The organism is Ectothiorhodospira variabilis (genome assembly GCF_022227625.1).
GTDB classification, from domain to species: Bacteria; Pseudomonadota; Gammaproteobacteria; order Ectothiorhodospirales; family Ectothiorhodospiraceae; genus Ectothiorhodospira; species Ectothiorhodospira haloalkaliphila.
The window spans coordinates 42395-67867 of sequence record NZ_JAJNAO010000003.1; the positions used below are offsets into that span (position 1 = coordinate 42395).

Sequence of the window (25473 nt, forward strand, 5' to 3'; positions counted from 1 at the left end):
GGAAGCGAAGCATGAGTGAGGATCTGGTCAATTTCGAGGTCGACGGCATCCCCTTGAAGGCAGAAAAGGGGAGCATGCTGATCCGTGCGACGGACGCGGCGGGTATCCACATCCCCCGGTTCTGTTATCACGACAAGCTGTCCGTGGCCGCCAACTGCCGCATGTGCCTGGTGGAGGTGGAGCGGGCGCCCAAGCCCATGCCTGCCTGTGCCACGCCGGTGGCCGAGGGCATGAAGGTCTATACCCGCTCGCCCAAGGCGCTGGCCGCACAGAAATCCACCATGGAGTTTCTGCTGATCAATCATCCCCTGGATTGTCCGGTCTGTGATCAGGGTGGCGAGTGCGAGTTGCAGGACGTATCCATGGGCTTTGGGGAGGATATCTCCCGCTACAGCGAACCCAAGCGGGCGGTCAAGGATCAGGATATCGGTCCGCTGATCGCCACGGAGATGACCCGCTGCATTCATTGCACCCGTTGCGTGCGCTTTGGCGAGGAGATCGCCGGCATGCGCGAACTGGGAGCCACCGGTCGTGGCGAGAACATGGAGATCGGTACCTTCGTGGCCAAGACGGTGGCCTCCGAACTGTCGGGTAACGTCATCGACCTGTGCCCGGTGGGTGCCCTCACCGCCAAGCCCTCGCGCTTCACCTACCGAGCCTGGGAGCTGGTTCAGCACGCCACTGTTGCCCCCCATGACTGCGTGGGCTCGAATCTCTATCTGCATACCTACAACGGGCAGGCCATGCGCGTTGTGCCCCGGCGCAATGACGGCGTCAACGAGACCTGGATCTCCGACCGGGATCGCTTCAGTTACACCGGTCTGTCTGCCGACGATCGCCTGACTCAACCCATGATCCGCCAGAAGGGCGAGTGGGTGGTGACCGACTGGGAGACGGCGTTGACCCGCGTGGTGGAAGGATTGCGGGCTCAACCCGCCGAGGCTTGCGGGGCCTTGCTCTCCCCCCAGGCCAGCCTGGAGGAACTCTATCTGGCGCAGCAGTGGCTGCGTGGCCTGGGTATCCATCACCTGGATCATCGTCTGCGCCAGTCCGACTTCTCGGATCAGGGGCGTGCCCCGCTGTTCCCCTATCTGGGCGGTAGTCTGGAATCCCTGGAGCAGGTTTCCGCCTGTCTGCTGGTGGGCTCCAACATTCGCAAGGATCAGCCCATGGCGGCCCATCGCCTGCGCAAGGCAGCGCTGGACGGTGCGGCCATCATGGCCATCAATGTCCGTGACTTCCCTTTCCATTTCCCGGTGGAGCCGCAGGTGGTGGTGGATCCCCAGGGCATGGTGATGACACTGGCGGCGGTGGCCGCGGCGGCCCTGGAAAAGGCCGGTGGCAGCACTCCGCGCGGTTTCGCGGATCTCCTCAAGGCCGCTCAGGTTACCGATGAGGCCCGCGCCATGGCCGAGAGGCTGGCAGGGGAGGGCGATGCGCGCATCCTGCTGGGCATCCAGGCTCAACATCATCCCCAGTTCTCGCTCCTGCGTGCCCTGGGGGGCGTCATCGCCGATCTGACGGGGGCCACCCTGGGTTATCTCTCCGAGGGCGGCAATGCCTCGGGTGCCTGGTTGGCGGGTGCCGTGCCCCATCGGGGCCCCGGTGGGGCTGCCCTGGAGACAGCCGGTCAGCCGGCGGGTGACTGGTTATCGGGCGCTCCCAAGGGTTGTGTGCTGCTGAACGTGGAACCCGACCTGGATTGTGCCGATCCCGCCCAGGCAATGCAGGCCATGGAGAACGCCGATTTCGTGGTGGCCCTGACGCCATTTGCCGGGGAGTCCTTGCGCAAGGTGGCCCATGTGCTCCTGCCGGTGTCCACCTTTGCCGAGACCGCCGGTACCTACGTGAATGCCGAGGGTCGCTGGCAAAGCGTGAAGGGTGCAGCCACGCCCCCGGGGGAAGCGCGCCCTGCCTGGAAGGTGCTGCGGGTGCTGGGAAACATGTGTGATCTTGCCGGCTTCGAGTATCTGTCGTCCGAGCAGGTTCGCGACGAGGTCAAGGCACGCCTGGCAGAGGCCGGGGTGAGTGACTTCGATACGCGGGTGCACCATGACGGCAGCAAGCTGCCGGTGCCACCCAAGGCGGCCGGCCTGCAGCGGGTGTCATCGGTGGGTCTGTATGCGATTGATTCGCTGGTGCGGCGTTCGCGTCCGCTGCAGGCCACGCCAGACGCCGGAGACGGTGATGCGGCGCGGATCAATGCGGCCCAGGCACGCAGCCTGGATCTGTCCGAGGCCGCCGAGGTGGTGGTGCGCCAGGGCAAATTGACTGCACGCATGCCGCTGGTGATCGACGAGAGCATCCCCGAGGGGTGTGCCTGGCTGCCTGCGGGCGTCAGTGTCACCAGCGGCCTGGGGCCGTCCCACGGGCCGGTGGAATTCCACAAGGTTTGACGATCAGGGTTCAAGCATGCAGCAAGCCATGATTCAGTTCTGGGAAGGGTTGCCGTTGATCGTACAGATCAACCTCAAGATCATGGCAATCCTCACGCCGCTGATGCTGGCGGTGGCGTATACCACCTTCGCCGAGCGCAAGATCATCGGCTATATGCAGGTGCGGGTGGGCCCCAATCGGGTGGGTCCCCGAGGCTGGCTGCAGCCCATCGCCGACGCGCTCAAGTTGCTCACCAAGGAGGTGGTGATCCCCACCAATGCCAACCGGTACCTGTTCCTGATCGCTCCGGTACTGGCCATTGCCCCCGCCCTGGCGGCCTGGGCGGTGGTGCCCTTCGACGATGGTATGGTGCTGGCGGATATCAACGCCGGACTGCTCTTCCTGCTGGCCCTCACCTCCATGGGGGTGTACGGCATCATCATCGCGGGCTGGGCCTCCAATTCGCGCTATGCGCTGCTGGGCTCCATGCGCTCGGCGGCTCAGATCATCTCCTACGAGATCGCCATGGGATTCGCCCTGGTGGGTGTGATCATGGCTGCGGGCAGCCTCAACGTGGGGGAGATCGTGATGGCTCAGCAGGGCAGCGTCTATCACTGGTTCCTGCTGCCGCTGTTCCCCCTGTTCCTGGTGTATTTCATCTCCGGGGTGGCTGAGACCAACCGCGCGCCCTTCGACGTGGCGGAAGGGGAGTCGGAAATCGTCGCGGGTTTCCATGTGGAATACTCGGGCATGGCATTTGCCGTGTTCTTCCTGGCCGAGTACGCCAACATGATCCTCATCTCGGCCCTCACCGCCCTGCTGTTCCTGGGAGGATGGCTGTCGCCGTTCGAGGGGATTCTGCCCGAGTCCGCCTTCGCCATTCCGGTGCTCGGCTGGCTTCTCGACAGTGGCATCCACTGGTTCCTGATCAAGACGGCCTTCTTCCTGTTCCTTTTCCTTTGGTTCCGCGCCACCTTCCCCCGGTATCGCTATGACCACATCATGCGCCTGGGCTGGAAGGTGCTTATTCCCGTGACCATTGTCTGGCTGTTTGTCGCGGGTGTCGCCGTGGCCATCGGCGTCGGACCCTGGTTCGCGTGAAGGAGGTTTTCATCATGGGCACGGCCATTCGTCAGTTCTTCAAGACCTTCCTGCTCTGGGAGCTGCTGCTGGGCATGAAATTGACCGGCCGCCACCTCTTCGAGCGCAAGATCACGGTGCAGTATCCGGACGAGACGACCCCCATATCGCCTCGCTTCCGCGGGCTGCACGCCCTGCGCCGTTACCCCAACGGTGAGGAACGCTGCATTGCCTGCAAGCTCTGCGAGGCCGTGTGTCCTGCGCTGGCGATCACCATCGAGTCGGAACAGCGCGATGATGGCACTCGACGCACCACGCGCTACGACATCGACCTGTTCAAATGCATCTATTGCGGGTTCTGCGAGGAGGCCTGCCCGGTGGACTCCATCGTCGAGACCCATATCCAGCATTATCACTTCGAAAACCGGGGTGAGCAGATCATGACCAAGGACAAGCTCCTGGCCATTGGTGACAAGTACGAAAAAGAAATCGCCGCGGCCCGGGCGGTCGACGCGCCCTATCGTTGATGAGGAGGCCCCGGATCACATGACTTTCGAAGCATTCCTGTTCTATTTCTTCTCGGTGGTTCTGGTGGGATCTGCCGTGGCGGTGATCACCGTGCGCAACCCTGTGCATGCGGCATTGTTCCTGGTGCTGGCCTTTGTGGCCACGGCTGCCCACTGGATCATGCTGGAGGCAGAATTCCTCGGCATCCTCCTGGTGCTGGTCTACGTGGGCGCGGTCATGGTGCTGTTCCTGTTCGTGGTCATGATGCTGGACATCAACATGTCGCGTATCCGTGAAGGCTTCATGAAGCTCCTGCCGGTGGGCATCGTGGTGGCGGTGGGCATGATGGTGGTCATGGCCATGGTGGTGGGTGCCCAGGTGTTTCAGGTGGAACCGCCGGTCCCGGCCAGCGCCGACTACAGCAACACCGAGGCCTTGGGGCAGTTGCTGTACACCGAATACGTTTATCCATTCGAAATCGCCGCAGTGATCCTGCTGGTGGCCATCATCGCCGCCATCGTGCTCACCCTGCGAAAGCGCCCCGACACCCGCTATCTGGATCCGGCCAAACAGATCCAGATCCGGCGGGAAGACCGGGTACGCATGGTGAAAATGGAATCCGAAAAGAAATAAGGGTAGAGGGCGCCCCGGCCCGGTGACACCGCCGGCGCCGGGAAGTCAGGGCTGAACAAAACCACCCGAGCGGGCACCGTCGAGAGACCTGCGCAGGGCCAACAACGGGACCAAGCATGATTCCTCTGTCGCATTACCTCGTTCTGGGGGCGATCCTGTTCGCGCTCAGCGTGACCGGGATCTTCCTGAACCGGAAAAACCTGATCATTCTGCTCATGTGCATCGAACTGATGCTCCTGGCGGTGAACATGAACTTCGTGGCCTTCTCCCACTATCTGGGGGATCTGGCGGGCCAGGTGTTCGTGTTCTTCATCCTCACCGTGGCCGCTGCCGAGGCGGCCATCGGACTGGCCATCCTGGTCCTGGTTTTCCGTAACCGAGAGACCATCAATGTCCAGGATCTGGACGAGATGAAGGGGTAAGACATGGAGACGCTCTATCTTGCCATTGTGCTGGCGCCCTTGCTGGGGGCCATCGTTGCCGGACTCTTCGGGCGTCAGGTGGGCCGCGTGGGTGCCCACAGTGTCACCATTGCCGGCGTCGCCATCTCCTTCGTGCTCTCCCTGGTGGTCTTTTGGTACCACGCCATGGCCGGTGGGGAGGTCTATAACGAGACCGTCTACACCTGGCTGGTGAGTGACGGCATCCGCTTCGAGATCGGTTTCCTGGTGGACAACCTCACCGCCATGATGATGCTGGTGGTCACCTTCGTTTCACTGATGGTGCATGTGTACACCATCGGTTACATGCAGGATGACCCGGGTTACCAGCGTTTCTTCGCCCTGATCTCGCTGTTCACCTTCTCCATGCTGATGCTGGTGATGGCCAACAACTTCCTGCAGTTGTTCTTTGGCTGGGAAGCCGTGGGCCTGGTGTCCTATTTGCTGATCGGCTTCTGGTTCAAGCGGCCCACGGCCATCTATGCCAACATGAAGGCCTTCATCGTCAACCGGGTGGGCGACTTCGCCTTTGTCCTGGGGATCGGCGCGGTGGTCTTCCATGCCGCCAGCCTGGACTACATGGAGGTCTTCGCCCAGGCCGACACCATGGCCGATGCCACCATCAGCATCCTGCCGGGCAGCGAGTGGTCGCTGCTGACGGTGGCCTGCATCCTGCTGTTCATCGGTGCCATGGCCAAGTCGGCGCAGGTGCCCCTGCACGTATGGCTGCCGGATTCCATGGAAGGCCCGACGCCCATCTCGGCCCTGATCCATGCCGCCACCATGGTGACGGCGGGTATCTTCATGGTGGCCCGCATGTCGCCCTTGTATGAATACTCGGTGGCAGCCCTGAGCTTCATCCTGGTCATTGGCGCCATCACCGCCTTCTTCATGGGCCTGATCGGCCTGGTGCAGAACGACATCAAGCGGGTGGTGGCCTATTCCACCCTGTCCCAGCTGGGCTACATGACGGTGGCCCTGGGTGCCTCGGCCTATGCGGCGGGCATGTTCCACCTGATGACCCACGCCTTCTTCAAGGCGCTGCTGTTCCTGGCGGCCGGCTCGGTGATCATGGCCCTGCATCATGAGCAGGACATGCGGCGCATGGGCGGGTTGCGCAAGTACATGCCCATCACCTACGCCACGGCGTTGATTGGCTCGCTGGCGCTGATCGGCTTCCCGGGGCTGGCCGGTTTCTTCTCCAAGGACGGCATCATCGAGGCGGTGCACATGTCCTCGACCCCAGGGGCGACGTTCGCCTATGTGCTGGTGCTGGCGGGCGTGTTCGTCACGGCCCTGTACACCTTCCGGATGTTCTTCATGGTGTTCCATGGGGAAGAGCGCTTCCGCCATGCGCCGCCGGCCGCGGGGCATGATGAGGGGCACGGTCATGGACATCACGGTGGCACGCCCCACGAGTCTCCGTGGGTGGTGACCGTACCGCTGATCCTGCTGGCCATCCCTTCCGTGCTGGCCGGCTATTTCGTGGGCCCCTTGCTGTTCGGTGACTTCTTTGCAGATGCCCTGTTCGTGGACGAGAGTCGCGATGTGCTGGCCAGGCTGGGTGAGGGCTATGACGGCGTCCTGGGCTTCATCATCCACGGCATCATGATGCCCCCCTTCTGGCTGGCCATGGCGGGCCTGGGCACGGCCTGGTACGTGTACATGAAGCGGCCGGAACTGGCCCAGAAGGCGCGGGATACCCTGCCTTGGGCATACAACATTCTGGACCGCAAGTATGGGTTCGACGAGTTCAATGATGTCGTGTTCGCCGGTGGGGCGCGCCGTCTGGGGCAGTGGTTGTGGCGCTTTGGCGACACGCTGCTGATCGATACGGTCATCGTCAACGGCAGTGCCCGCGCGGTGGGCTGGGTATCGGGTCGTCTGCGCCTCGGCCAGACGGGTTACCTGTACCACTATGCCTTCGCCATGATCATCGGGCTGCTGGTGTTGATCCTGGCCTTCGCGCTGTAGGGTCGGCACCTCTTGCACCACGATACGGTTAAACGCGGGATTCCAACGGGAAGAGCACATGTTTGCTGACTGGCCACTTTTGTCTCTGGTGATATGGACGCCGATTATCGGTGGACTCATCGTATTGTTTGTGGGTGATCGGATGCCGGAGGCATCCCGGCGCCTGTCCCTGTCGATTGCGGTCCTGACTTTCCTGTTGAGCCTGCCATTGTTTGCGCTCTTCGACCGCTCCACCCACGAGATGCAGTTCGTGGAATGGGTGCCCTGGATCAGTACCTTCGACATCCATTACCACCTGGGGGTGGATGGCATCTCCATGCCGTTGATCCTCCTGACCACCTTCACCACTGTGTTGGTGGTGCTGGCGGCGTGGGAGGTGATCCAGTACCGGGTGTCCCAGTACATGGCTTCGTTCCTCATTCTGGCAGGTCTCATGAACGGGGTGTTTTCGGCCCTGGATGCCGTGCTGTTCTACGTGTTCTTCGAGGCCATGCTGATCCCCATGTTCCTGGTGATCGGGATCTGGGGCGGGCCCAACCGGATCTATGCCACCCTGAAGTTCTTCCTCTACACCTTCTTCGGGTCGGTGTTCCTGCTCATCGCACTGATCTACCTTTACACCCAGGCAGGCAGCTTCGCCATCCTGGACTTCCACCATACGCCGCTGGGCATGACCGCCCAGACACTGATCTTCCTGGCCATGCTGCTGGCCTTCGCGGTCAAGATTCCCATGTTCCCGGTGCATACCTGGTTGCCGGATGCCCACGTGGAGGCGCCCACCGGGGGGTCCGTGATCCTGGCGGCCATCATGCTCAAGATCGGCGGCTACGGCTTCCTGCGCTTCTCCCTGCCCATTACGCCGGATGCGGCCATGGCCCTGGATTGGCTGATGATCACCCTGTCGTTGATCGCAGTGGTGTACGTGGGCATGGTGGCGCTGATGCAGAAGGACATGAAGAAGCTCATTGCCTACTCCTCCATTGCGCACATGGGGTTCGTGACCCTGGGCTTCTTCATCGTGTTCATGATCTACAACAATACCGGTGACTGGCAGGGGGCCGGGCTTGGGATCAGCGGCGGCATGGTGCAGATGGTCTCCCACGGCCTGATCTCGGCGGCCATGTTCCTCAGTGTGGGCGTGCTCTATGACCGCATGCACAGCCGCCAGATCGCCGACTACGGCGGCGTGGCCAACACCATGCCCTGGTTTGCAGCATTCTTCGTGCTGTTCGCCATGGCGAACACGGGACTGCCCGGCACTTCTGGTTTCGTGGGCGAATTCATGGTCATCCTGGCGGCCTTCCGTGCCGATTTCTGGATCGCCCTGCTGGCTGCCACCACGTTGATCCTGGCCGCCGCCTATACCCTGTGGCTGGTGAAGCGGGTGATCTATGGCGAGGTGGCCAACGACAACGTGGCCCAATTGCAGGATCTGAACCGGCGGGAATTCTGGATCCTCGGCGTGCTGGCCTTTGCCGTACTCCTTCTGGGAGTCTGGCCGGCGCCGCTGCTGGACGTGCTGGACGCCACCGTGGACAACCTGGTGCGGCATATCGCCGTCTCCAAGCTCTAAGCGTTCCTGGATACCGATATGACCTTTGAGATACCGGATTTCGTTCCCATCATCCCCGAGCTGTTCCTGCTGGGCATGGCTTGCGCCATCCTGGTCGCGGATCTGTTCATTCCCCAGGCGCGTCGGGATATCACCTACGGGCTCACCCAGTTCACGCTGTTGGGCACCTTTGCCCTCACGGTGATCCTGGCGGCCCCGGAGACCCGGCTCACCTTCAGTGACAGCTTTGTGGCCGATCCCATGTCGGATCTTCTCAAGTCAGTGGTGCTGCTGATATCCGCGGCGGTGTTCCTCTATTCCAGGCCCTACCTGCAGAGTCGGAATCTGCACAAGGGCGAGTTTTATGTGCTGGGCCTGTTCGGTGTGCTGGGGATGTTGATCATGATCTCCGCCCACAGCCTGCTCACCCTGTACCTGGGGCTGGAACTCCTGGCTCTCTGCCTTTATGCCCTGGTGGCCTTCGATCGGGACTCGACCGTGGCCTCCGAGTCGGCCATGAAGTACTTCGTGCTGGGTTCCATCGCCTCGGGCATGTTGCTCTATGGCATGTCGCTGCTCTACGGGATCACGGGCACCCTGGATATCGCCGGTGTCACCCAGGGTGTGGTGGCCGCGGCAGCCGGTTCGGCTGATCATGGTATTGCCCTGGTGTTCGCCCTGGCCTTCGTGGTGGTGGGCCTTGGCTTCAAGCTGGGGGCCGTGCCATTCCACATGTGGTTGCCCGATGTCTATCATGGGGCGCCCACGCCGGTGACGCTGTTCATCGGTGCCGCACCCAAGATTGCCGGTTTTGCCATCGCCATGCGTCTGCTGGTGGATGGCTTGGGGCCCTTGCACGGCGACTGGCAGGGCATGCTGCTGATCCTGGCGGTGCTTTCCCTGGCGGTGGGCAACGTCGTGGCCATCGCTCAGACCAACATCAAGCGTATGTTCGCCTATTCGACCATCGCCCATGTGGGTTTCATCGTCATGGGGCTGATGTCGGGTACTGAGGCGGGCTATGCCGCCGCGATGTTCTATGTGATCGTGTACGCCATCACCTCGGCGGGTGCCTTCGGCATGGTCCTGTTCCTGTCACGCAAGGGCTTCGAGGCGGACAATATCGAGGACTTCAAGGGATTGAATGATCGCAGTCCCTGGTTCGCGTTCATCATGCTTCTGCTGATGTTTTCCATGGCCGGGGTGCCACCCACCGTGGGCTTCTATGCCAAGCTGGCGGTGCTGCAGTCGGTGGTGCAGGTGGAGTTCGTCTGGCTGGCGGTGTTTGCCGTGCTCATGTCGGTGATCGGTGCCTTCTACTACCTGCGGGTGGTCAAGTACATGTACTTTGACAAGCCCACGGACACGGCGCCGTTGCCCCAGGGAACCGGCATCAACGTGGTGCTGTCCATTAACGGGTTGCTGGTCATCGGCCTGGGGATCTTCCCCGGTCTGCTGATGGCCCTGACGGCCGCCGCGAGATAGGCTGTGCGGATGCCGCGCATCGCGTGGGGCCCGGACTCACGGAAAACCGGAACTGATTGATGGATACGTTGCAGATTGCTGTATGGTTTTACCTGGGCGCCATGATCCTGGCGGCCAACCTGCCCTGGATGACCGACAGGGTGTTCTTTTTCTTCTCTGCCCCCGGCGGCAGAAAGGCACCGGGTTGGCGGTTCGCGGAATGGGGTGTCCTGTATGGCGTGGCCCTGGCACTGGGTTGGGCGCTGGAGAACTACATGACCGGCAATGTCCACGGGCAGGGTTGGCAGTTCTACGCCATTACCCTCTCCCTGTTCGCCGTGTCTGCCTTCCCGGGGTTCATCTACCGCCACGATCTGCGCAAGCATCTGGTCCGTCGCAGTCGGGTACCGCATGCTGCCTCGGAAACGGCAGATTGATTTAAAGAAAAGTGTGAATCGGGGGTTGCAGTCCCTGGAAAAGATGCGTAATATTCACAGCCTCAGTTGCGGGGTGGAGCAGTCTGGCAGCTCGTCGGGCTCATAACCCGAAGGTCGCAGGTTCGAATCCTGCCCCCGCTACCAGGTACCGTAAAAGGCCCCTCTTGGGGCCTTTTTCTTAGCCGCAGCAGTGTCCTTGGCGTCTATTTCATGCGCACCCGACAGGGGGCGCCAGATGAAAGGTTGCTGCTACGGCGATGTTCTCGAATGGGCCCTGGGGCCCATTTTTTGTTTGTGGGGTGCATGTGCGACAGGACTCCCTGGAATTGACGCGTCTGATTCGTCCCGTGGTCGAGGGGCTCGGTTACGAGTTGTGGGGCCTGGAGTATCGGGTTCAGCGCACCAGTGCCTTTTTGAGGATCTTTATCGACGGCCCGGACGGCGTCACCCTGGACGACTGCGCCACCGTGAGTGATCAGGTGAGCGGCGTGCTGGACGTGGAAGATCCCATACCGGTGCCCTATCGCCTGGAGGTGTCTTCGCCCGGCATGGACCGTCCGCTCTTCGAGTCGGCCCATTACCGGCGTTACCCGGGTGCCCGTGTTCGGGTCCGCACCATCTGGCCCGTGGAGGGCCAGCGCAACTTCAAGGGCGTGATCGAGTCTGTGGAGGATGAGACGGTGGTGCTCGCCCTGGATGATGGCGAGGGCTCTGTGCGCATCCCCCTGGAATCGGTTTCCCGGGCACGATTGGTGCCCAGCTTCTGAAAGCCTGGATCTTGCCGGATGAGTCCGGCGTCGGATTCACCCCAGGTCGTCATGGTGGCCAATCACCGGGCGCTGTGAGCCGGACGCCGCCGAGCAGGCCGCGCCGGGGCAATTCATGTGGAGACGTTTGAATGAGCAAAGAAATCCTGCTGGTGGTGGACGCCGTCTCCAATGAGAAGGGCGTCGACAAGAGCGTGATCTTTGAGGCCATTGAGTCCGCTCTGGCCTCCGCCACACGCAAGAAGCACGGCGGCGAGATCGACGTGCGCGTCAGTATTCACCGGGAGACCGGCGACTACGAGACCTACCGTCGCTGGTGCGTGGTGGACGACGAGGACCCGGAGTTCGAAAGCCCCGAGCGGCAAATCCTCTATTCCTACGCGATTCAGGATCACCCGGACATTCAGGTGGGCGAATACATCGAAAAGCCCATCGAGTCGGTGGAGTTCGGTCGCATCGCTGCCCAGACCGCCAAGCAGGTCATTGTGCAGAAAGTGCGCGAGGCCGAGCGGGCCAAGGTCGTGGATGAGTTTCAGGATCGCGTGGGCGAACTGGTGATGGGCACGGTGAAGCGCTCCGAGCGCAACGGCGTGTTTCTGGACCTAGGGAGCAATGCCGAGGCCCTGATTCCCCGTGACGAGATGATCGCCCGGGAGACGGTGCGCCCCAACGACCGACTGCGCGGTTATCTGCGCGAGGTGCGTACCGAGCAGCGGGGACCGCAGTTATTCGTGAGTCGCACCGTGCCCGAGTTCCTGGTGGAGCTGTTCAAGCTGGAAGTGCCGGAAGTGGGGCAGGGTTTGATCGAGATCATGGGGGCGGCCCGGGATCCGGGCATGCGCGCCAAGATCGCCGTACGCTCCCACGACCCTCGCCTGGACCCGGTGGGTGCCTGCGTGGGTATGCGTGGCTCCCGGGTGCAGTCCGTGTCCAACGAACTGGCCGGTGAGCGTATCGATATCATTCTCTGGAACGAGAACCCTGCCCAGTTCGTCATCAACGCCATGTCGCCGGCGGAGGTGCTGTCCATTGTGGTGGACGAGGACCGCAACAGCATGGACATCGCCGTGGCCGAGGAGAAGCTTTCCCAGGCCATCGGTCGTGGCGGTCAGAACGTTCGTCTGGCATCGCAACTCACGGGGTGGGAATTGAACGTGATGAGCGAAAAGCAGGCCGTGGAGAAGAACGAACACGAAACGGCCGAACTCCAGAAAATGTTCATGGACAGCCTGGACGTGGATGAGGAAGTGGCTGCCATCCTGGTGCAGGAAGGCTTTTCCAGCATTGATGAAGTGGCCTACGTGCCCACCGCCGAGATCATGCAGATCGAGGAGTTCGACGAGGAAATCGTCGAGGAACTGCGTCGCCGTGCCCGGGATGCCCTGCTGACCAAGGCCATCGCCTCGGAGGAGCAGCACACGGGTGGGGCGCCGGCGGCCGACCTGCTGGAAATGGAGGGCATGGACTCCGAGTTGGCGCATCGTCTGGCCGCTCGCGGAATCTGCACCATGGAGGACCTGGCCGAGCAATCGGTGGACGACCTGGTGGAACAGGCATCGGTCGACCCGGAGCAGGCGGCCAGCCTGATCATGGCGGCTCGTGCCCCCTGGTTTGCGGACCAGACAAAAGACGCGTAAGTAAGAAGGACCAGCGCGCCTGCCGTGCGCGCGCCCCAGGCCAAAGGTCGGGGCCCGGTCCGCGGAAGCATTCAGATCGGAGGTAACGGCACATGACCGACGTTACGGTGAAACAGTTGTCAGAGATGGTGGGAACGCCCGTGGAGCGGCTGCTTGAGCAGCTCTCCGAAGCGGGTGTGTCCGTCTCCGATCCCGATCAAATGGTGACCGAGGAGCAGAAGTTCAAATTGCTCGAGCACCTGCGAAAGGCCCATGGCAAGTCCGAAGAGGATGGCCAGGGGCGACGTATCACACTACGTAGACGCAGCACGACCGAGTTGAAGGTGGCCGGCGCCCAAGGGCGCGCCAAGACCGTCAGCGTGGAAGTGCGCAAGCGCCGCACCTACGTCAAGGGCGGGGCCACCGAGCCCGAACAGCCTGAGGCCCCGGCTCCGGTGGCCGAGTCCGGTCCGCCAGAAGGGAAGCCCGAGCCCCTACCGGAATCTCCGCAGCCGCAGGCTGTCGAGCCCACGGCAGAGGCCCCCGCAAAACCGCGCACCGAACAGCCGGCCGAGCCCGAACAGGCCCCGGTGGTCGAGGAGGCCAAGACGGCCGAGCAGGAACAGGCCGAAGCCGAGGCGCGCGCCGCAGAGCGCGCCGCCGAGGAACAGCGTCAGGCCGAAGAGGCGGCGCGCCAGGCGGAAGAGCAGCGCAAGGCGATTGAAGCCGAAGTCCTCAAGGCGGCAGAACAGGAAACCCGTCAGCAGGCCGAGCAGCAAACCCGTCAGGCTGCCGAGGAACTCGCTCGTCGCGAGGCCGAAGTGCGCGCTGCGGCCGCCGCGGCCGCCGCACCTCCTGCTGCCGCTCCGGCCGCGCCCGCCACCCCGCCGCCCGCTGGCGATCAGCCCCGTGGCAAGCGTCGTCGCGGCAAGGAACGGGAAGATGCGGGCAAATCCAAGCGCGAGGAACTGCACGTCTCCAGCGACAAGCGGGGGCGTCGTGGCAAGGGCAAGGGTGGCCGCGCAGCGGCTGCCGTCACGCCCAGCAAACACGGTTTTGAAAAGCCAACGGCACCCGTGGTGCGTGAGGTTGCCATCCCCGAGACCATGACCGTTGGCGAACTGGCCCAGAAGATGGCCATCAAGGCGCCTGAGCTGATCAAGACGCTCATGGGTATGGGCGTGATGGCCACCATCAACCAGTCCATTGATCAGGACACCGCCACCCTCGTGGTGGAGGAGATGGGGCATATCGCCAAGCCCATGCAGGAAGCCGAGGTGGAAGAGGAGCTCTCCCTGGAAGTCGAGCAGGCTGGCGAAGCCGTGCTCCGTCCCCCGGTGGTCACCGTGATGGGGCATGTGGACCACGGCAAGACCTCTTTGCTGGACTACATCCGACTGACCCAGGTGGCCGAAGGCGAGGCGGGAGGCATTACCCAGCATATTGGTGCCTATCATGTGCCCTTCAAGAACCGCGCAGGTGTCACTTTCCTGGACACCCCGGGCCACGCGGCCTTCACCTCCATGCGTGCCCGCGGTGCCAAGGTCACCGACGTGGTGGTCCTGGTGGTGGCGGCGGACGACGGCGTGATGCCGCAGACCCTGGAAGCCATCCAGCACGCCCAGGCGGGCGAGGTGCCCATCGTGGTGGCGGTCAACAAGATCGACAAGCCGGAAGCCGATCCGGAACGGGTGAAGAGCGAACTGGCGCAGCACAACGTCATCTCGGAAGAGTGGGGTGGCGAGACTCAGTTCGTGCACGTCTCCGCCAAGTCCGGCGAGGGGATCGACCGCCTGCTGGAGGCCATCCAGTTGCAGGCTGAACTCATGGAACTCAAGGCCCATCAACATGGGCAGGCCCGTGGCGTGGTGGTGGAATCCAAGCTGGACAAGGGCCGGGGCGCCGTGGCGACACTGCTGATCCAGTCCGGCACCCTGGAGAAGGGCGACGTCATCCTCACCGGCCAGGAGTTCGGTCGCGTGCGGGCCATGTTCGACGAGAACGGCAAGCCGGTGAAATCTGCCGGACCCTCCATGCCCGTGGAGGTGCTGGGTCTGTCGGGCGTGCCCAACGCTGGCGATGACATGCTGGTGGTTCAGGACGAGCGCAAGGCCCGTGAAGTGGCCCTGTTCCGGCAGGGCAAGTTCCGCGAATCCAAACTGGCCACCCAGCAGGCTGCCAAGCTGGAGAACCTGTTCAGTCAGATGCAGGAAGGTGCTGCCTCGGTGGTCAACATTCTGTTGAAGGCCGATGTTCAGGGCTCTGCCGAAGCCTTGCGCGACTCGTTGGAGAAACTCTCCACCGACGAGGTGAAGGTCAAGATCGTGTCCGCCGGCGTGGGGGGTATCACCGAATCCGACGTGAACCTGGCCACGGCCTCCAGTGCCATCATCATCGGCTTCAACGTGCGGGCCGATGCCGGGGCTCGCAAGGCCGCCAGCGACATGGATGTGGACCTGCGTTACTACAGCGTGATCTACGAAGCCATTGACGATGTGAAGCAGGCCCTCTCCGGACTGTTGTCGCCGGAGATGCGCGAGGAGATCATCGGTCTGGCCCAGGTTCGGGATGTGTTCAAGTCCTCCCAGTTTGGCGCGGTAGCCGGCTGCCTGGTCATCGAAGGCAGTGTGCGCCGGGGCAATCCCATCCGCGTGCTGCGTGACAACGTGGTCGTCTATGAGGGTGAGCTGGAGTCCCTGCGCCGCTTCAAGGATGACGTCAACGAGGTCAAGACCGGTACCGAGTGCGGTATCGCCGTGAAGAACTACAATGATGTGAAGCCCGGCGACCAGATCGAGGTCTACCATCGGGTCGAGGTGGCGCGGTCCCTCTGAAGTCGGGGACACGCCACATGAACCGACGTCACGCCATGGCATCCAACGCCCGGGGTTTTTGACATGCCCAAAGATTTTTCCCGTTCACAACGCGTGGGCGACCAGATCCAGCGGGAGCTGGCCGAACTGATCCGCGAGCAGGTCAAGGATCCCCGTGTGGGCATGCTGACCCTCTCGGGGGTGGAGGTGAGTCGCGATCTGGCCCATGCCAAGGTCTTCTTCACCGTGCTGGGGGATCAGGACGCCATCGAGGGAACCACCCAGGGGTTGCGTCAGGCGGCCGGGTTCCTGCGGCGAGAACTGGGTCGGCGGATGCGCATCCGCACCGTGCCGGAACTGCATTTTCGCTATGATGATACCCAGGAAAAGGGGGCCCGACTGTCGGCCCTCATTGATGAGGCGGTGGCCAGTGACCGCGCGCGCCATCCGGATGCCTCCGACGACAAAGATCCTCAATGAGCAAACCGAAAATCCAGCGCCGTGACGTCCACGGCCTGATCCTGCTGGACAAGCCTCAGGGGTACACCTCCAATCAGGCCCTGCAGCGGGTGAAGTACCTCTTTCGGGCCCGCAAGGCCGGCCATACCGGCAGCCTGGATCCCCTGGCCACCGGCCTGTTGCCCCTGTGCTTTGGCGAGGCCACCAAGGTTTCCGGGTTTTTGCTGGATGCCGACAAGCGCTACCACGCCGTGTGCCGTCTGGGGCAGAAAACCCTGACCGGCGACGCCGAGGGTGAAGTGATCGAAACCCGGGCCGTCCCTGCCCTGGTTGGGGCGCAGATCGAGTCGGTCCTGGACCGGTTTCGCGGGCCCATCGAGCAGATCCCGCCCATGTATTCAGCGCTCAAGCACCAGGGCCAGCGGCTGTACGATCTGGCCCGCAAGGGGCAGGAAGTGGAGCGTCCTCCCCGGCCGGTGACCATCCATGACCTGCGCTGCCTGGCCCATGATGACGATACCCTGACCCTGGACGTGGTGTGCTCCAAGGGGACCTATATCCGTACCCTGGTGGAGGATATCGGGGAGGCCCTGGGTTGCGGGGCCCACGTCATCGCCCTGCGGCGCATCGGCCTGACGCCTTTCGAAGATCCGCAGATGGTCACCCTCGAACAAATCGAGGCCCTGGCAGAACAGGGCCCCGAGGCACTGGATGATGCCTTGAGGCCCCTGGATGAGGCGCTGGTGCACTGGCCGGCGGTCACACTGGACGCCGATAGTGCCTTTTACCTGGGGCAGGGGCAGGCGGTGTTCGTGCCTGGCCTGATGCATCGGGGTCACTTGCGGCTATATGGCCCCAAGGATCGCTTCCTGGGGGTGGGGCGCCTGCTGGATGATGGCCGGGTGGCCCCCAAGCGGCTGATCGTCCAGCCGACCTGACCCTACGCGTATGACACGATGGCTGGCGCCTACAAGCCCCTGTTCTGAAAAGGGGGGGCATGATAGAATCGCGAGCCTTCAGAAAAGAATGCAGCGGCCCCGTTTGGCCGGATCCCATCCCAGGAGTTTTCAAGAATGTCCCTGAGCAGTGAAGTGAAGTCCGAGATCGTTGAGAAGTACAAGCGCGATGCCGCCGACACCGGTTCCCCGGAAGTCCAGGTGGCCCTGTTGTCCGCGCGTATCCAGCACCTGATGGGGCACTTCTCCACGCACAAGAAAGATCATCATTCCCGCCGTGGTCTGTTGAAGATGGTCAACCAGCGCCGGAAGCTGCTCGACTATCTCAAGAGCAAGGATCAGCAGCGCTATCAGGATCTGGTCAGCAGCCTGGGTCTGCGCCGCTAAGTACCCGGCAACGTCCTTGCCGAGTCCACTCAGAACAAGCCAACCGGGATACAACGTGCCGTCAATTACCAAGTCGTTCCAGTACGGTCAGCATACCGTCACCCTCGAAACCGGCGAGATCGCCCGTCAGGCCACGGGCGCCGTCATGGTGGATGTGGCCGGTACCGTGGTGCTGGTAACGGCCGTAGGCCGCAAGGAGGCCGTCCCGGGGCGCGATTTCTTCCCCCTGACGGTCAACTATCAGGAGCGGACCTACGCAGCAGGGCGTATCCCCGGCGGTTTCTTCAAGCGCGAGGGGCGTCCCTCCGAAAAGGAAACCTTGACCTGTCGCTTGATCGACCGCCCCCTGCGGCCGCTGTTTCCCAAGGGCTTCACCAATGAGGTGCAGGTGGTGGCGACGGTCATGTCGCTGAACCCGGAAGTGGACCCGGATATCCCGGCCCTGCTGGGAGCCTCCGCTGCGGTGGCCCTGTCGGGCATGCCGTTCGCCGGCCCCATCGGCGCTGCCCGGGTGGGTTATCAGGATGGCGAATACCTGCTGAACCCCGACATCACCCCGCTGAAGGATTCCCAGCTGGATCTGGTGGTGGCCGGTACCCAAAATGCCGTCATCATGGTGGAGTCTGAGGCGACCGAGCTTTCTGAAGAGGTCATGCTGGGCGCCGTGATGTACGGTCACGAGCAGATGCAGGTGGCCATCAACGCCATTCGCGAACTGGCCGCCGAAGCCGGCAAGCCTGCCTGGGACTGGCAGCCGCCGGAAGAGGACAAGGACCTGCGCACGCGCGTGGAAGAGGCCTGTCTGTCGGATTTGACCGCTGCCTACCAGATCGCCGAAAAGCAGGAGCGGACCGCGCGCATCAAGGAATTGCGCGATGAGGTGAAGGCCCGTCTCGCCGATGGCGAGGAGGGCTCCCCCGAAGCCGAAGAGATCAAGGAGGTCTTCCACGACATCGAGAAGCGCATTGTGCGCAACCTGGTTCTGGACGGTAAGCCACGCATCGACGGTCGCGACACCACCACCGTGCGCCCGATTGGTGTGCGCGTGGGTGTGTTGCCCCGCACTCACGGCTCGGCACTGTTCACACGGGGTGAAACCCAGGCCATCGTCACCGCGACCCTGGGCACGGACCGGGATTCCCAGATCATCGATGCCATCGAGGGCGAGCGCCGCGAGCGCTTCATGCTGCATTACAACTTCCCTCCCTACTGCACCGGCGAGACCGGCATGGTGGGCACGCCCAAGCGCCGCGAGATTGGGCATGGCCGTCTGGCCAAGCGGGGTGTTCAGGGTGTGATGCCGGCAGACGAGGACTTCCCCTATGTGCTGCGGGTGGTCTCGGAGATCACAGAATCCAATGGATCCAGTTCCATGGCTTCGGTCTGCGGCACCAGCCTGGCGCTGATGGATGCTGGCGTGCCCCTGAAGGCGCCAGTGGCCGGTATCGCCATGGGCCTGATCAAGGAACAGGACCGCTTTGCGGTGCTGTCCGACATCCTCGGGGACGAGGATCACCTGGGCGACATGGACTTCAAGGTGGCCGGTACGGAAGACGGCGTCACTGCGCTGCAGATGGACATCAAGATCGACGGTATCACCCGCGAGATCATGGAAAAGGCCCTGGGTCAGGCCCGCGAAGGCCGACTGCATATCCTCAAGGAGATGGGCAAGGTCATTACCACGCCGCGCGGTGAAATGTCCGCCTATGCGCCGCGTTTCATCACCCTGCGCATCAATCCGGAGAAGATCCGGGACGTGATCGGCAAGGGTGGCGCCACCATCCGTGCCCTCACCGAGGAAACCGGTGCCACCATCGATATCGACGATTCCGGTGTGATCAAGATCGCCTCGGTGGACAAGGAAGCCGGCGAGGAGGCCAAGCGCCGCATCGAGGAGATCACCGCCGATGTGGAAGTGGGCCGGGTCTACGAGGGTCGTGTCGCCAAGATCATGGACTTCGGCGCCTTTGTCACCATCCTGCCCGGCCGTGACGGCCTGGTGCATATCTCCCAGATCTCGGAAGAACGTGTGGAGAGTGTGTCGGACAAGGTGAAGGAAGGGGAGACGGTCAAGGTGAAGGTGCTGGAAGTGGACAAGCAGGGCCGTATCCGCCTGAGCATGAAGGCTGTCGGTCAGGGCGAGTAGGTTCTCCCGCCGGCGTGAGAGGGGCTCAGGACGCCCCTCCTGTCCCCATGATTTTCCCTCCGCAGTAGATGCACTGGCATCTCCCTTCTCCGCTCCGGGGAGAAGGGCCGGGGATGAGGGGCGTGGCGCCCCCGAAGTTCAGTCCTGCTCGCGATCTGCCGACGCCTCCCCCTCAAGAATACCGATCAGATACCCCTCCAGCAGGATCCCCGCTGCGTCGCTGTGGGGCATGCCGTAACCCTTGGTTTCCCAGGCCTCCGTGGCCTCCTGGCCGCACCAGTGCAGTACCAGCGCGGGCGGTCCCGGGTGACGCGGCAGGTACTCGCTGATGTCGTATACCTTCCCGTGAATCGCTTTCCAGCAATCCTCCGGTTGATCATGTCGCGCCAGTTCCTCCTGAGTGATCACCGGCAGTGTCTCGTCCGCCTCATCGGCCATCGATGCAAGAGGGGAGGCGAGCAGTGCCGTCCCGAGGAACGCAGCCAGCCCCCATTGACGTGGAGAGAGGAGCGGGACGAAGCGGGTCGAGGGCATGGAATCATCCTTTGGGCGGAAGAGTGTCGGGCGATGGGAGCAGCGGGCGTCACCACGACGCGGTGCGCCACCCCCATAACATAAGGGATCGGACCCGCAAGTGAATAGAAACCGGCCTCGCTGGAAGGGGTGATTCAATGATCCCGGACAATCACGAAGCGGGCTTGATTCGCGCACGCCGATGTTCTCAGCTAGCATCCTGGGTCAGATGACATCCGTCCTGAACGGCGGCGCCGAGGGCGCTGCCCCGGCAATGAGGTTGCACACGTGCGAATCGGTATCGGTATCGGTGTATTTCTGGTGGGTCTGATCTGGCTGTTGATGCGAGCGGGCAATATCCCGCTGGAGATGAGTGGCCTGGGGGTCATCGGTTACCTGAGTCCTGCCCTGCTGGTGATTGTGGTGGGTCTGGGGATCTTTGCCTGGGGTCCGGGCAGTGAGGCCGAGACCTCCAGCGACTGAGGCGAACGCGCAAGCCACCCTGCCTGCTCCCTGCAAGGCCTTGATGGAAGGCCCGTGGGGAGCAGGCAGGGGTCAGGTTTGCCTTACCCGCCACCCTTGCCGCCATCCGACCCCTTGCGGGCCGCCATGGCTTTCTCGCGTTCTTCCTTCATGTACTGAACCTTCTCCTTGGCCAGCACGCCGGCCAGCAGCACCAGGGCGATCAGGTTGGGCGCTGCCATCAGGCCGTTGAGGGTGTCGGAAACATCCCATACGGTGGTCAGCCCGCCGATGGCCCCAAGGAACAGAAAGCCCACGAAGATGATCCGGTAGGGCAGGATCACCCGCTTGCCGAAGGCGTACTCCCAACTCTTCTCGCCGTAGAAGTTCCAGGTGAGCATGGTGGTGTAGGAGAACAGCACGATGGCCATCAGGACGATCCAGCCACCCAGGCCCGGCAGGCCGCTGGCGAAGGCGCTGCTGGTGAGTTCCGCACCGGTCTGCCCGGTCTGTATGACGCCGGTGACCAGGATCACCAGGGCCGTCATGGTGCACACCACCAGGGTGTCGATGAAGACCTCCCACATCCCCCAAAGACCCTGCGCATAGGGCTTGTTGCGGGCCTGGGCGTGGACGATGGAGGCTGAGCCCAGGCCCGCCTCGTTGGAGAAGATGCCCCGTGCAATGCCATAGCGGATGGCGCCCGCCACGGTGGCACCGGCAAAACCGCCGATGGCAGAGGCGGGTGTGAAGGCGCCCGCGAAGATCTGCGCAAATGCCCCGGGGATCTGGTCGTAAAAGCTCACCAGGATGCCGATGGCGCCGATGACATAGATCAGGGCCATCGTGGGCACGATGCGCTCGGCGGTCACGGCGATGCGCTTGATGCCCCCCAGGGTGACCAGGCCGACGAAGAACATGACCACCAGACCCGTCACCCAGTTGGGCACGCCCATGCTGGTCTCCAGGGCGTGAGCCATGGTGTTGGCCTGCACCATGTTGCCGATGCCAAAGGCCGCCAGGCCCGCCAGGAAGGCATAGAGCAGGGCCAGCCATTTCCATTTCTTGCCCAGGCCGTACTCTATGTAATAGAAGACCCCGCCCGAGACCCGACCGTCCGATTCCACCTGGCGGTATTTGAGACCCAGGGTGGCCTCGGCCAGCTTGGTGGCCATGCCCACCAGGGCGACGATCCACATCCAGAACACCGCCCCCGGCCCGCCAAGGGCGATGGCTGTGGCCACCCCGGCGATGTTGCCCACACCGATGGTGGCCGCCATGGCAGAGGTGACTGCCTGGAAGGGTGTGATGGCACCCTTCTCCACCTTCTGGTCGCGGCGGAAGAGGGTGCCGAACGTGCGTCGCCAGGCGAAGAAGAGATGGGTGAACTGAAAGAAGCCAAGCCGGATGGTGAGGTAAAGCCCCGTGCCCACCAGCAGGATCATGAAGGGAGGGCCCCAGACAATGTTGTTGACCCAATCGTTGACCGCAAGAAGTCCCTGCATCATGGTGTGTCTCCCCTGTCGGGCGGGTGGTGATTGCGTTTGCTTTTCTTGACCAACCTCAACGACAGTTTAACGGTTGCTCATGAACTCTCAAGCACCCGCAGCCAGGCTGCCTTGCAACCAATGAGGCACGCGGCGCTCCAGCCAGTAGCTGCCCCGGCCCTCCACGAAACCCACATGCCCCCCGTGGCGAGCCAGTTCCAGGTTTACGGAAGACGACAGCTCCGCTTCGGTGGGGATGACATCCGGGGTCATGAAGGGGTCATCCATCGCATGCAGGATCAGTGTGGGGACCTGGATGCCACGCAGGTACTGCCGGCAACTGCAGTGCCCGTAGTAGTCGTCCACATCCTTGAAGCCGTGCAGCCGGGCGGTGACGGCGTCGTCGAACTCCCGAAAGGTGCGCAAGCCTGACAGACTGTCGCAGTCGATGGGAAGGACCATGCGGCTGCATTTGGCCTGGGTGGAGCGCTTCAGTCGCCCCACCAGGTAGCCCTGGTACACGCGAGACAGGCCTTTTTCCATACGCCGTGCGGCCTTGTCCAGGTCGAAGGGCACGGAGATGGCCACCGCCGCCGTCAGGGGACTGGCGTTGCCCGTTTCGCCCAGCCATTTCAGCAGGGCATTGCCGCCGAGGGAGACGCCGATGGCCGCCACCGGCCGTTCGGGAAACCGCCGGGTCAGTTGTTCCACCACCCAGGCCATGTCACCGGTGTCGCCGGCAAAATAGCTGCGGGGCAAACGGTTGGGTTCGCCGCCGCAGCCACGAAAGTGCATGGTCAGGGCCTGAAAGCCCTGGTCGTGCAGCCGGTGCATCAGCCCCGCAGCATAGGGGGAGCGACTGGATCCCTCCAGGCCGTGAAACAGGATCACCAACGGGCCGTCCACGTTGGGCGCCCAGTCCAGATCAAGAAAATCGCCATCAGGCAGTTCCATGCGCTCACGGCGCAACGGGATCGAATGACGAGGGCGCAAAAGGTTGGGCAGGATGGTTTGCACATGACTGCCCCGCAACCAGAATGCCGGATGAAAATCGGCCTGCGTGATCATGGTCGTTGGTTTCTCGGTCGGGCTCGGGGGGCGGTCGTTGCCCCCCGGTGAATGGTCGTTTTATCGAGCGGGTCACTTGAAAGTGACGACACTAGTCGTTAAAACAGGTGCATACTCCCATATTGGAAGCATCTCATGGATCTCTCCTCGATCAAGAGCGCCTATCGGCGCTATGCGAGATATTACGACGCCGTGTTCGGCCCGATCTTCGCGGGTGGCCGACGCCTGGCGATGGAAATGGTGAACGCGGAACCGGCGCCACGCGTCCTGGAGGTGGGAGTCGGCACCGGGCTGTCCCTGCCCGATTACCGGGAGGATGCCCGGGTGGTGGGGATCGATGTGAGCCCCGACATGCTGCAGATCGCCAAGGAACGTGCCGAGGAGGGGCAGCTCAAACAGGTGGAGGCGCTCCTGGAGATGGACGCCGAATGCCTGGCGTTCGCCGACGACAGTTTTGACTGTGTCGTGGCCATGTATGTAGCCTCCGTGGTGCCCAATCCCGACAAGCTCATGCGGGAGATGCAGCGTGTGTGTGTCCCTGGTGGGGATGTGCTGGTGATCAACCACTTCGCCTCCAGTCACCCCGTGGTGCGCCGGGTGGAGCGGGCCCTGCGGCCCCTGTCGCGCCTGGTGGGTTTCAGGCCCGACATGGAGCTGGATAGCCTGCCCGAACTTCCCGGGCTCAACCGCGTGGGCGTGCACAAGACCAACCTGTTCGGTTACTGGAAGCTGGTGCATTACCGAAATGGCGAGGCGCCCCTGGCGGAGCCGGAGCAGCCATTGACGCCTCGCGCGGCGGACCAGCCCGGCTGATCCCGATTGCTATCTGCTCGCCGTCCCCGCTGGGGACGACGGACCCACCCACTCAAGAGTCCCTTATGAGCATCGACTGGAAGGCGTACGACCCCAATGGATTTTACGATGAACTCATCAGTGCCCCGGGCATCTCACGCCCGGCCGCCCAGACCCTGACCGATTATCTGCGATCCCTCGGTGACGCCGAGATACACGAGCGCAAGCAGGCCGCCGAGCATGCCATCATGGAGATGGGCATCAGCTTCACGGTGTATACGGAAGGTGGCAACATTGATCGGGCCTGGCCCTTCGACATCATCCCCCGGATCATCCCGCGGACCGAATGGAGCCGCGTGGAAGCCGGGCTGCGCCAGCGCCTCACAGCGTTGAACATGTTCATCAACGACATCTACAACGAGCAGCGCATCGTCAAGGACAAGATTTTCCCGGCCGAGGTCCTGGCCCAGTCCCGCAACTTCCGCGAGCAATGCCGGGGTATCCAGCCCACCCATGGGGTATGGGCGCATATCTGTGGTTCCGACCTGGTGCGCGATGCCGATGGCAGCTTCTATGTGCTGGAGGACAACCTGCGGGTGCCCTCGGGCGTGTCGTATATGCTGGAGAATCGTCAGGTCACCAAGCGGGTGTTTCCGGAGCTGTTCGAGAACTACAGCATCCAGCCCGTGGATGAATACCCCTCCCAGCTCTTTGACATGCTGGCCAGCCTTTCGCCCCGCCCCCTGGATTATCCCGAGGTGGTGGTACTGACGCCGGGTATCTACAACTCCGCGTACTTCGAGCACGCCTATCTGGCCCAGCGCATGGGCGCAGAGCTGGTGGAGGGGGCAGACCTGGTGGTCTGCGATGATGACTGCGTGTACATGCGCACCATCGATGGTCTGGAACGAGTGGACGTGATCTATCGTCGCATTGACGACCTGTTCCTGGATCCGGAGGCCTTCAGCCCCGAATCCATGCTGGGCGTGCCCGGAGTGATGCGGGCCTGGCGTGCCGGTAACGTGGCCCTGGTGAATGCACCGGGTGCCGGTGTGGCCGACGACAAGGTGGTGTACGCCTTCGTGCCCAAGATGATCCGTTACTATCTGGACGAAGACCCCATCCTGCCCAACGTGCCCACCTACCTGTGCATGGACGACAAGGAGCGGGAACACGTGCTGGCCAATCTGGACCAACTGGTGGTCAAACCGGCCAACGAGTCGGGAGGGTACGGGATGATCATCGGCCCCCACGCCACGCCCACCCAGCTGGAGGAGTTTGCCGAACTCATCAAGCGCGATCCGCGTAATTACATCGCCCAGCCCACCCTCAAGCTGTCCACGTCACCCACGCTGTGTGACGGGCACCTGGAGCCCCGGCATCTGGATCTTCGCCCCTTCGTGCTCCAGGGGGTGCGCACGGATGTGACCGCAGGGGGGCTCACACGGGTTGCCCTGCGCAAGGGTTCCCTGGTGGTGAACTCCTCTCAAGGGGGTGGCAGCAAGGACACCTGGATCGTTGACACGGATACCCGGGACTGAATA

Annotated in this window: 22 protein-coding genes and 1 tRNA gene; 20 read left to right on the forward strand and 3 right to left on the reverse strand. The window is 62.9% G+C overall.

Features of this window, described 5'->3' with window-relative positions; translation table 11 throughout:
• The first annotated feature begins 11 nt into the window (after window positions 1-11).
• The 17 genes from nuoG (at window position 12) to pnp (ending at window position 19607) form a co-directional block, all read left to right on the forward strand.
• On the forward strand, window positions 12-2396 hold the full coding sequence (gene nuoG, locus LPW30_RS05070) for an NADH-quinone oxidoreductase subunit NuoG (RefSeq protein ID WP_239680248.1): 2385 nt from the start codon (window positions 12-14) through the stop codon (window positions 2394-2396).
• 16 nt (window positions 2397-2412) lie between these two features.
• Window positions 2413-3477: an NADH-quinone oxidoreductase subunit NuoH gene (gene nuoH / locus LPW30_RS05075; protein WP_025280943.1), complete on the forward strand. Its 1065-nt coding sequence runs from the start codon at window positions 2413-2415 to the stop codon at window positions 3475-3477.
• 14 nt (window positions 3478-3491) lie between these two features.
• Complete coding sequence (nuoI, locus tag LPW30_RS05080; RefSeq protein WP_025280944.1) at window positions 3492-3983, forward strand: NADH-quinone oxidoreductase subunit NuoI; 492 nt, start codon at window positions 3492-3494, stop codon at window positions 3981-3983.
• 19 nt (window positions 3984-4002) lie between these two features.
• The gene (locus tag LPW30_RS05085; RefSeq protein ID WP_025280945.1) at window positions 4003-4596 is read left to right on the forward strand and encodes an NADH-quinone oxidoreductase subunit J; all 594 of its coding nucleotides are present in this window, start codon (window positions 4003-4005) and stop codon (window positions 4594-4596) included.
• Between the two features lie 116 nt (window positions 4597-4712).
• Complete coding sequence (nuoK, locus tag LPW30_RS05090; protein WP_025280946.1) at window positions 4713-5018, forward strand: NADH-quinone oxidoreductase subunit NuoK; 306 nt, start codon at window positions 4713-4715, stop codon at window positions 5016-5018.
• Between the two features lie 3 nt (window positions 5019-5021).
• Window positions 5022-7010 (forward strand): NADH-quinone oxidoreductase subunit L, encoded by a 1989-nt coding sequence (gene nuoL, locus LPW30_RS05095; RefSeq protein ID WP_025280947.1) that lies wholly within the window; start codon window positions 5022-5024, stop codon window positions 7008-7010.
• A gap of 58 nt (window positions 7011-7068) precedes the next feature.
• Window positions 7069-8583, forward strand: coding sequence for an NADH-quinone oxidoreductase subunit M (locus LPW30_RS05100; protein ID WP_025280948.1), 1515 nt, complete (start codon window positions 7069-7071; stop codon window positions 8581-8583).
• Between the two features lie 18 nt (window positions 8584-8601).
• Complete coding sequence (gene nuoN / locus LPW30_RS05105; RefSeq protein WP_025280949.1) at window positions 8602-10047, forward strand: NADH-quinone oxidoreductase subunit NuoN; 1446 nt, start codon at window positions 8602-8604, stop codon at window positions 10045-10047.
• Window positions 10048-10106: 59 nt separating this feature from the next.
• Window positions 10107-10463: a DUF2818 family protein gene (locus tag LPW30_RS05110; protein WP_025280950.1), complete on the forward strand. Its 357-nt coding sequence runs from the start codon at window positions 10107-10109 to the stop codon at window positions 10461-10463.
• Window positions 10464-10530: 67 nt separating this feature from the next.
• Window positions 10531-10607, forward strand: a tRNA-Met gene (locus LPW30_RS05115).
• Window positions 10608-10783: 176 nt separating this feature from the next.
• The gene (gene rimP, locus LPW30_RS05120; RefSeq protein ID WP_026623521.1) at window positions 10784-11230 is read left to right on the forward strand and encodes a ribosome maturation factor RimP; all 447 of its coding nucleotides are present in this window, start codon (window positions 10784-10786) and stop codon (window positions 11228-11230) included.
• A gap of 131 nt (window positions 11231-11361) precedes the next feature.
• On the forward strand, window positions 11362-12867 hold the full coding sequence (gene nusA, locus LPW30_RS05125; protein WP_025280952.1) for a transcription termination factor NusA: 1506 nt from the start codon (window positions 11362-11364) through the stop codon (window positions 12865-12867).
• Between the two features lie 92 nt (window positions 12868-12959).
• Window positions 12960-15680 (forward strand): translation initiation factor IF-2, encoded by a 2721-nt coding sequence (infB, locus tag LPW30_RS05130; RefSeq protein ID WP_025280953.1) that lies wholly within the window; start codon window positions 12960-12962, stop codon window positions 15678-15680.
• A 63-nt stretch (window positions 15681-15743) separates the two neighbouring features.
• A complete protein-coding gene (gene rbfA / locus LPW30_RS05135) occupies window positions 15744-16139 on the forward strand; it encodes a 30S ribosome-binding factor RbfA (protein ID WP_025280954.1) in 396 nt (131 codons plus the stop codon).
• Complete coding sequence (gene truB / locus LPW30_RS05140; RefSeq protein ID WP_239680249.1) at window positions 16136-17056, forward strand: tRNA pseudouridine(55) synthase TruB; 921 nt, start codon at window positions 16136-16138, stop codon at window positions 17054-17056. The genes rbfA and truB overlap by 4 nt, the downstream gene beginning before the upstream one ends.
• 135 nt (window positions 17057-17191) lie before the next feature.
• Window positions 17192-17461 carry a 30S ribosomal protein S15 gene (rpsO, locus tag LPW30_RS05145; protein WP_025280956.1) on the forward strand — a complete coding sequence of 90 codons (270 nt, stop codon included), beginning with the start codon at window positions 17192-17194 and terminating at the stop codon, window positions 17459-17461.
• A gap of 55 nt (window positions 17462-17516) precedes the next feature.
• Window positions 17517-19607 carry a polyribonucleotide nucleotidyltransferase gene (gene pnp, locus LPW30_RS05150; RefSeq protein WP_238625027.1) on the forward strand — a complete coding sequence of 697 codons (2091 nt, stop codon included), beginning with the start codon at window positions 17517-17519 and terminating at the stop codon, window positions 19605-19607.
• A gap of 138 nt (window positions 19608-19745) precedes the next feature.
• On the opposite strand, the gene LPW30_RS05155 is transcribed toward pnp, so the two are convergent.
• Window positions 19746-20141: a cytochrome b5 domain-containing protein gene (locus LPW30_RS05155; RefSeq protein WP_239680250.1), complete on the reverse strand. Its 396-nt coding sequence runs from the start codon at window positions 20139-20141 to the stop codon at window positions 19746-19748.
• Window positions 20142-20408: 267 nt separating this feature from the next.
• Between LPW30_RS05155 and LPW30_RS05160 the strand changes: the two genes are divergently transcribed.
• Window positions 20409-20603 (forward strand): hypothetical protein, encoded by a 195-nt coding sequence (locus LPW30_RS05160; protein ID WP_025280959.1) that lies wholly within the window; start codon window positions 20409-20411, stop codon window positions 20601-20603.
• Window positions 20604-20686: 83 nt separating this feature from the next.
• On the opposite strand, the gene LPW30_RS05165 is transcribed toward LPW30_RS05160, so the two are convergent.
• Window positions 20687-22087: an alanine/glycine:cation symporter family protein gene (locus LPW30_RS05165; protein WP_025280960.1), complete on the reverse strand. Its 1401-nt coding sequence runs from the start codon at window positions 22085-22087 to the stop codon at window positions 20687-20689.
• 90 nt (window positions 22088-22177) lie between these two features.
• Entirely contained in the window at window positions 22178-23137 is a 960-nt protein-coding gene (locus LPW30_RS05170; protein WP_025280961.1) for a hydrolase, read from the reverse strand.
• Window positions 23138-23272: 135 nt separating this feature from the next.
• Here LPW30_RS05170 and LPW30_RS05175 point away from each other — a divergent pair, with 135 nt between their 5' ends.
• Together LPW30_RS05175 and LPW30_RS05180 are read left to right on the forward strand one after the other, a co-directional pair.
• Window positions 23273-23950 carry a class I SAM-dependent methyltransferase gene (locus LPW30_RS05175; RefSeq protein WP_025280962.1) on the forward strand — a complete coding sequence of 226 codons (678 nt, stop codon included), beginning with the start codon at window positions 23273-23275 and terminating at the stop codon, window positions 23948-23950.
• A gap of 65 nt (window positions 23951-24015) precedes the next feature.
• A complete protein-coding gene (locus tag LPW30_RS05180) occupies window positions 24016-25470 on the forward strand; it encodes a circularly permuted type 2 ATP-grasp protein (RefSeq protein ID WP_025280963.1) in 1455 nt (484 codons plus the stop codon).
• Window positions 25471-25473: the final 3 nt, after the last annotated feature.

Excerpts from the sequence above, each read along its gene's own strand:
- nuoG (WP_239680248.1), top strand. The coding sequence starts at position 12 with ATGAGTGAGGATCTGGTCAATTTCGAGGTCGACGGCATCCCCTTGAAG.
- nuoL (WP_025280947.1), top strand. The coding sequence starts at position 5,022 with ATGGAGACGCTCTATCTTGCCATTGTGCTGGCGCCCTTGCTGGGGGCC.
- LPW30_RS05165 (WP_025280960.1), bottom strand. The coding sequence starts at position 22,087 with ATGCAGGGACTTCTTGCGGTCAACGATTGGGTCAACAACATTGTCTGG.
- nuoN (WP_025280949.1), top strand. The coding sequence starts at position 8,602 with ATGACCTTTGAGATACCGGATTTCGTTCCCATCATCCCCGAGCTGTTC.
- nusA (WP_025280952.1), top strand. The coding sequence starts at position 11,362 with ATGAGCAAAGAAATCCTGCTGGTGGTGGACGCCGTCTCCAATGAGAAG.
- nuoI (WP_025280944.1), top strand. The coding sequence starts at position 3,492 with ATGGGCACGGCCATTCGTCAGTTCTTCAAGACCTTCCTGCTCTGGGAG.
- rbfA (WP_025280954.1), top strand. The coding sequence starts at position 15,744 with ATGCCCAAAGATTTTTCCCGTTCACAACGCGTGGGCGACCAGATCCAG.
- LPW30_RS05085 (WP_025280945.1), top strand. The coding sequence starts at position 4,003 with ATGACTTTCGAAGCATTCCTGTTCTATTTCTTCTCGGTGGTTCTGGTG.
- truB (WP_239680249.1), top strand. The coding sequence starts at position 16,136 with ATGAGCAAACCGAAAATCCAGCGCCGTGACGTCCACGGCCTGATCCTG.
- LPW30_RS05155 (WP_239680250.1), bottom strand. The coding sequence starts at position 20,141 with ATGCCCTCGACCCGCTTCGTCCCGCTCCTCTCTCCACGTCAATGGGGG.
- LPW30_RS05100 (WP_025280948.1), top strand. The coding sequence starts at position 7,069 with ATGTTTGCTGACTGGCCACTTTTGTCTCTGGTGATATGGACGCCGATT.
- LPW30_RS05170 (WP_025280961.1), bottom strand. The coding sequence starts at position 23,137 with ATGATCACGCAGGCCGATTTTCATCCGGCATTCTGGTTGCGGGGCAGT.
- LPW30_RS05180 (WP_025280963.1), top strand. The coding sequence starts at position 24,016 with ATGAGCATCGACTGGAAGGCGTACGACCCCAATGGATTTTACGATGAA.
- rpsO (WP_025280956.1), top strand. The coding sequence starts at position 17,192 with ATGTCCCTGAGCAGTGAAGTGAAGTCCGAGATCGTTGAGAAGTACAAG.
- nuoH (WP_025280943.1), top strand. The coding sequence starts at position 2,413 with ATGCAGCAAGCCATGATTCAGTTCTGGGAAGGGTTGCCGTTGATCGTA.
- nuoK (WP_025280946.1), top strand. The coding sequence starts at position 4,713 with ATGATTCCTCTGTCGCATTACCTCGTTCTGGGGGCGATCCTGTTCGCG.
- LPW30_RS05110 (WP_025280950.1), top strand. The coding sequence starts at position 10,107 with ATGGATACGTTGCAGATTGCTGTATGGTTTTACCTGGGCGCCATGATC.
- infB (WP_025280953.1), top strand. The coding sequence starts at position 12,960 with ATGACCGACGTTACGGTGAAACAGTTGTCAGAGATGGTGGGAACGCCC.
- LPW30_RS05175 (WP_025280962.1), top strand. The coding sequence starts at position 23,273 with ATGGATCTCTCCTCGATCAAGAGCGCCTATCGGCGCTATGCGAGATAT.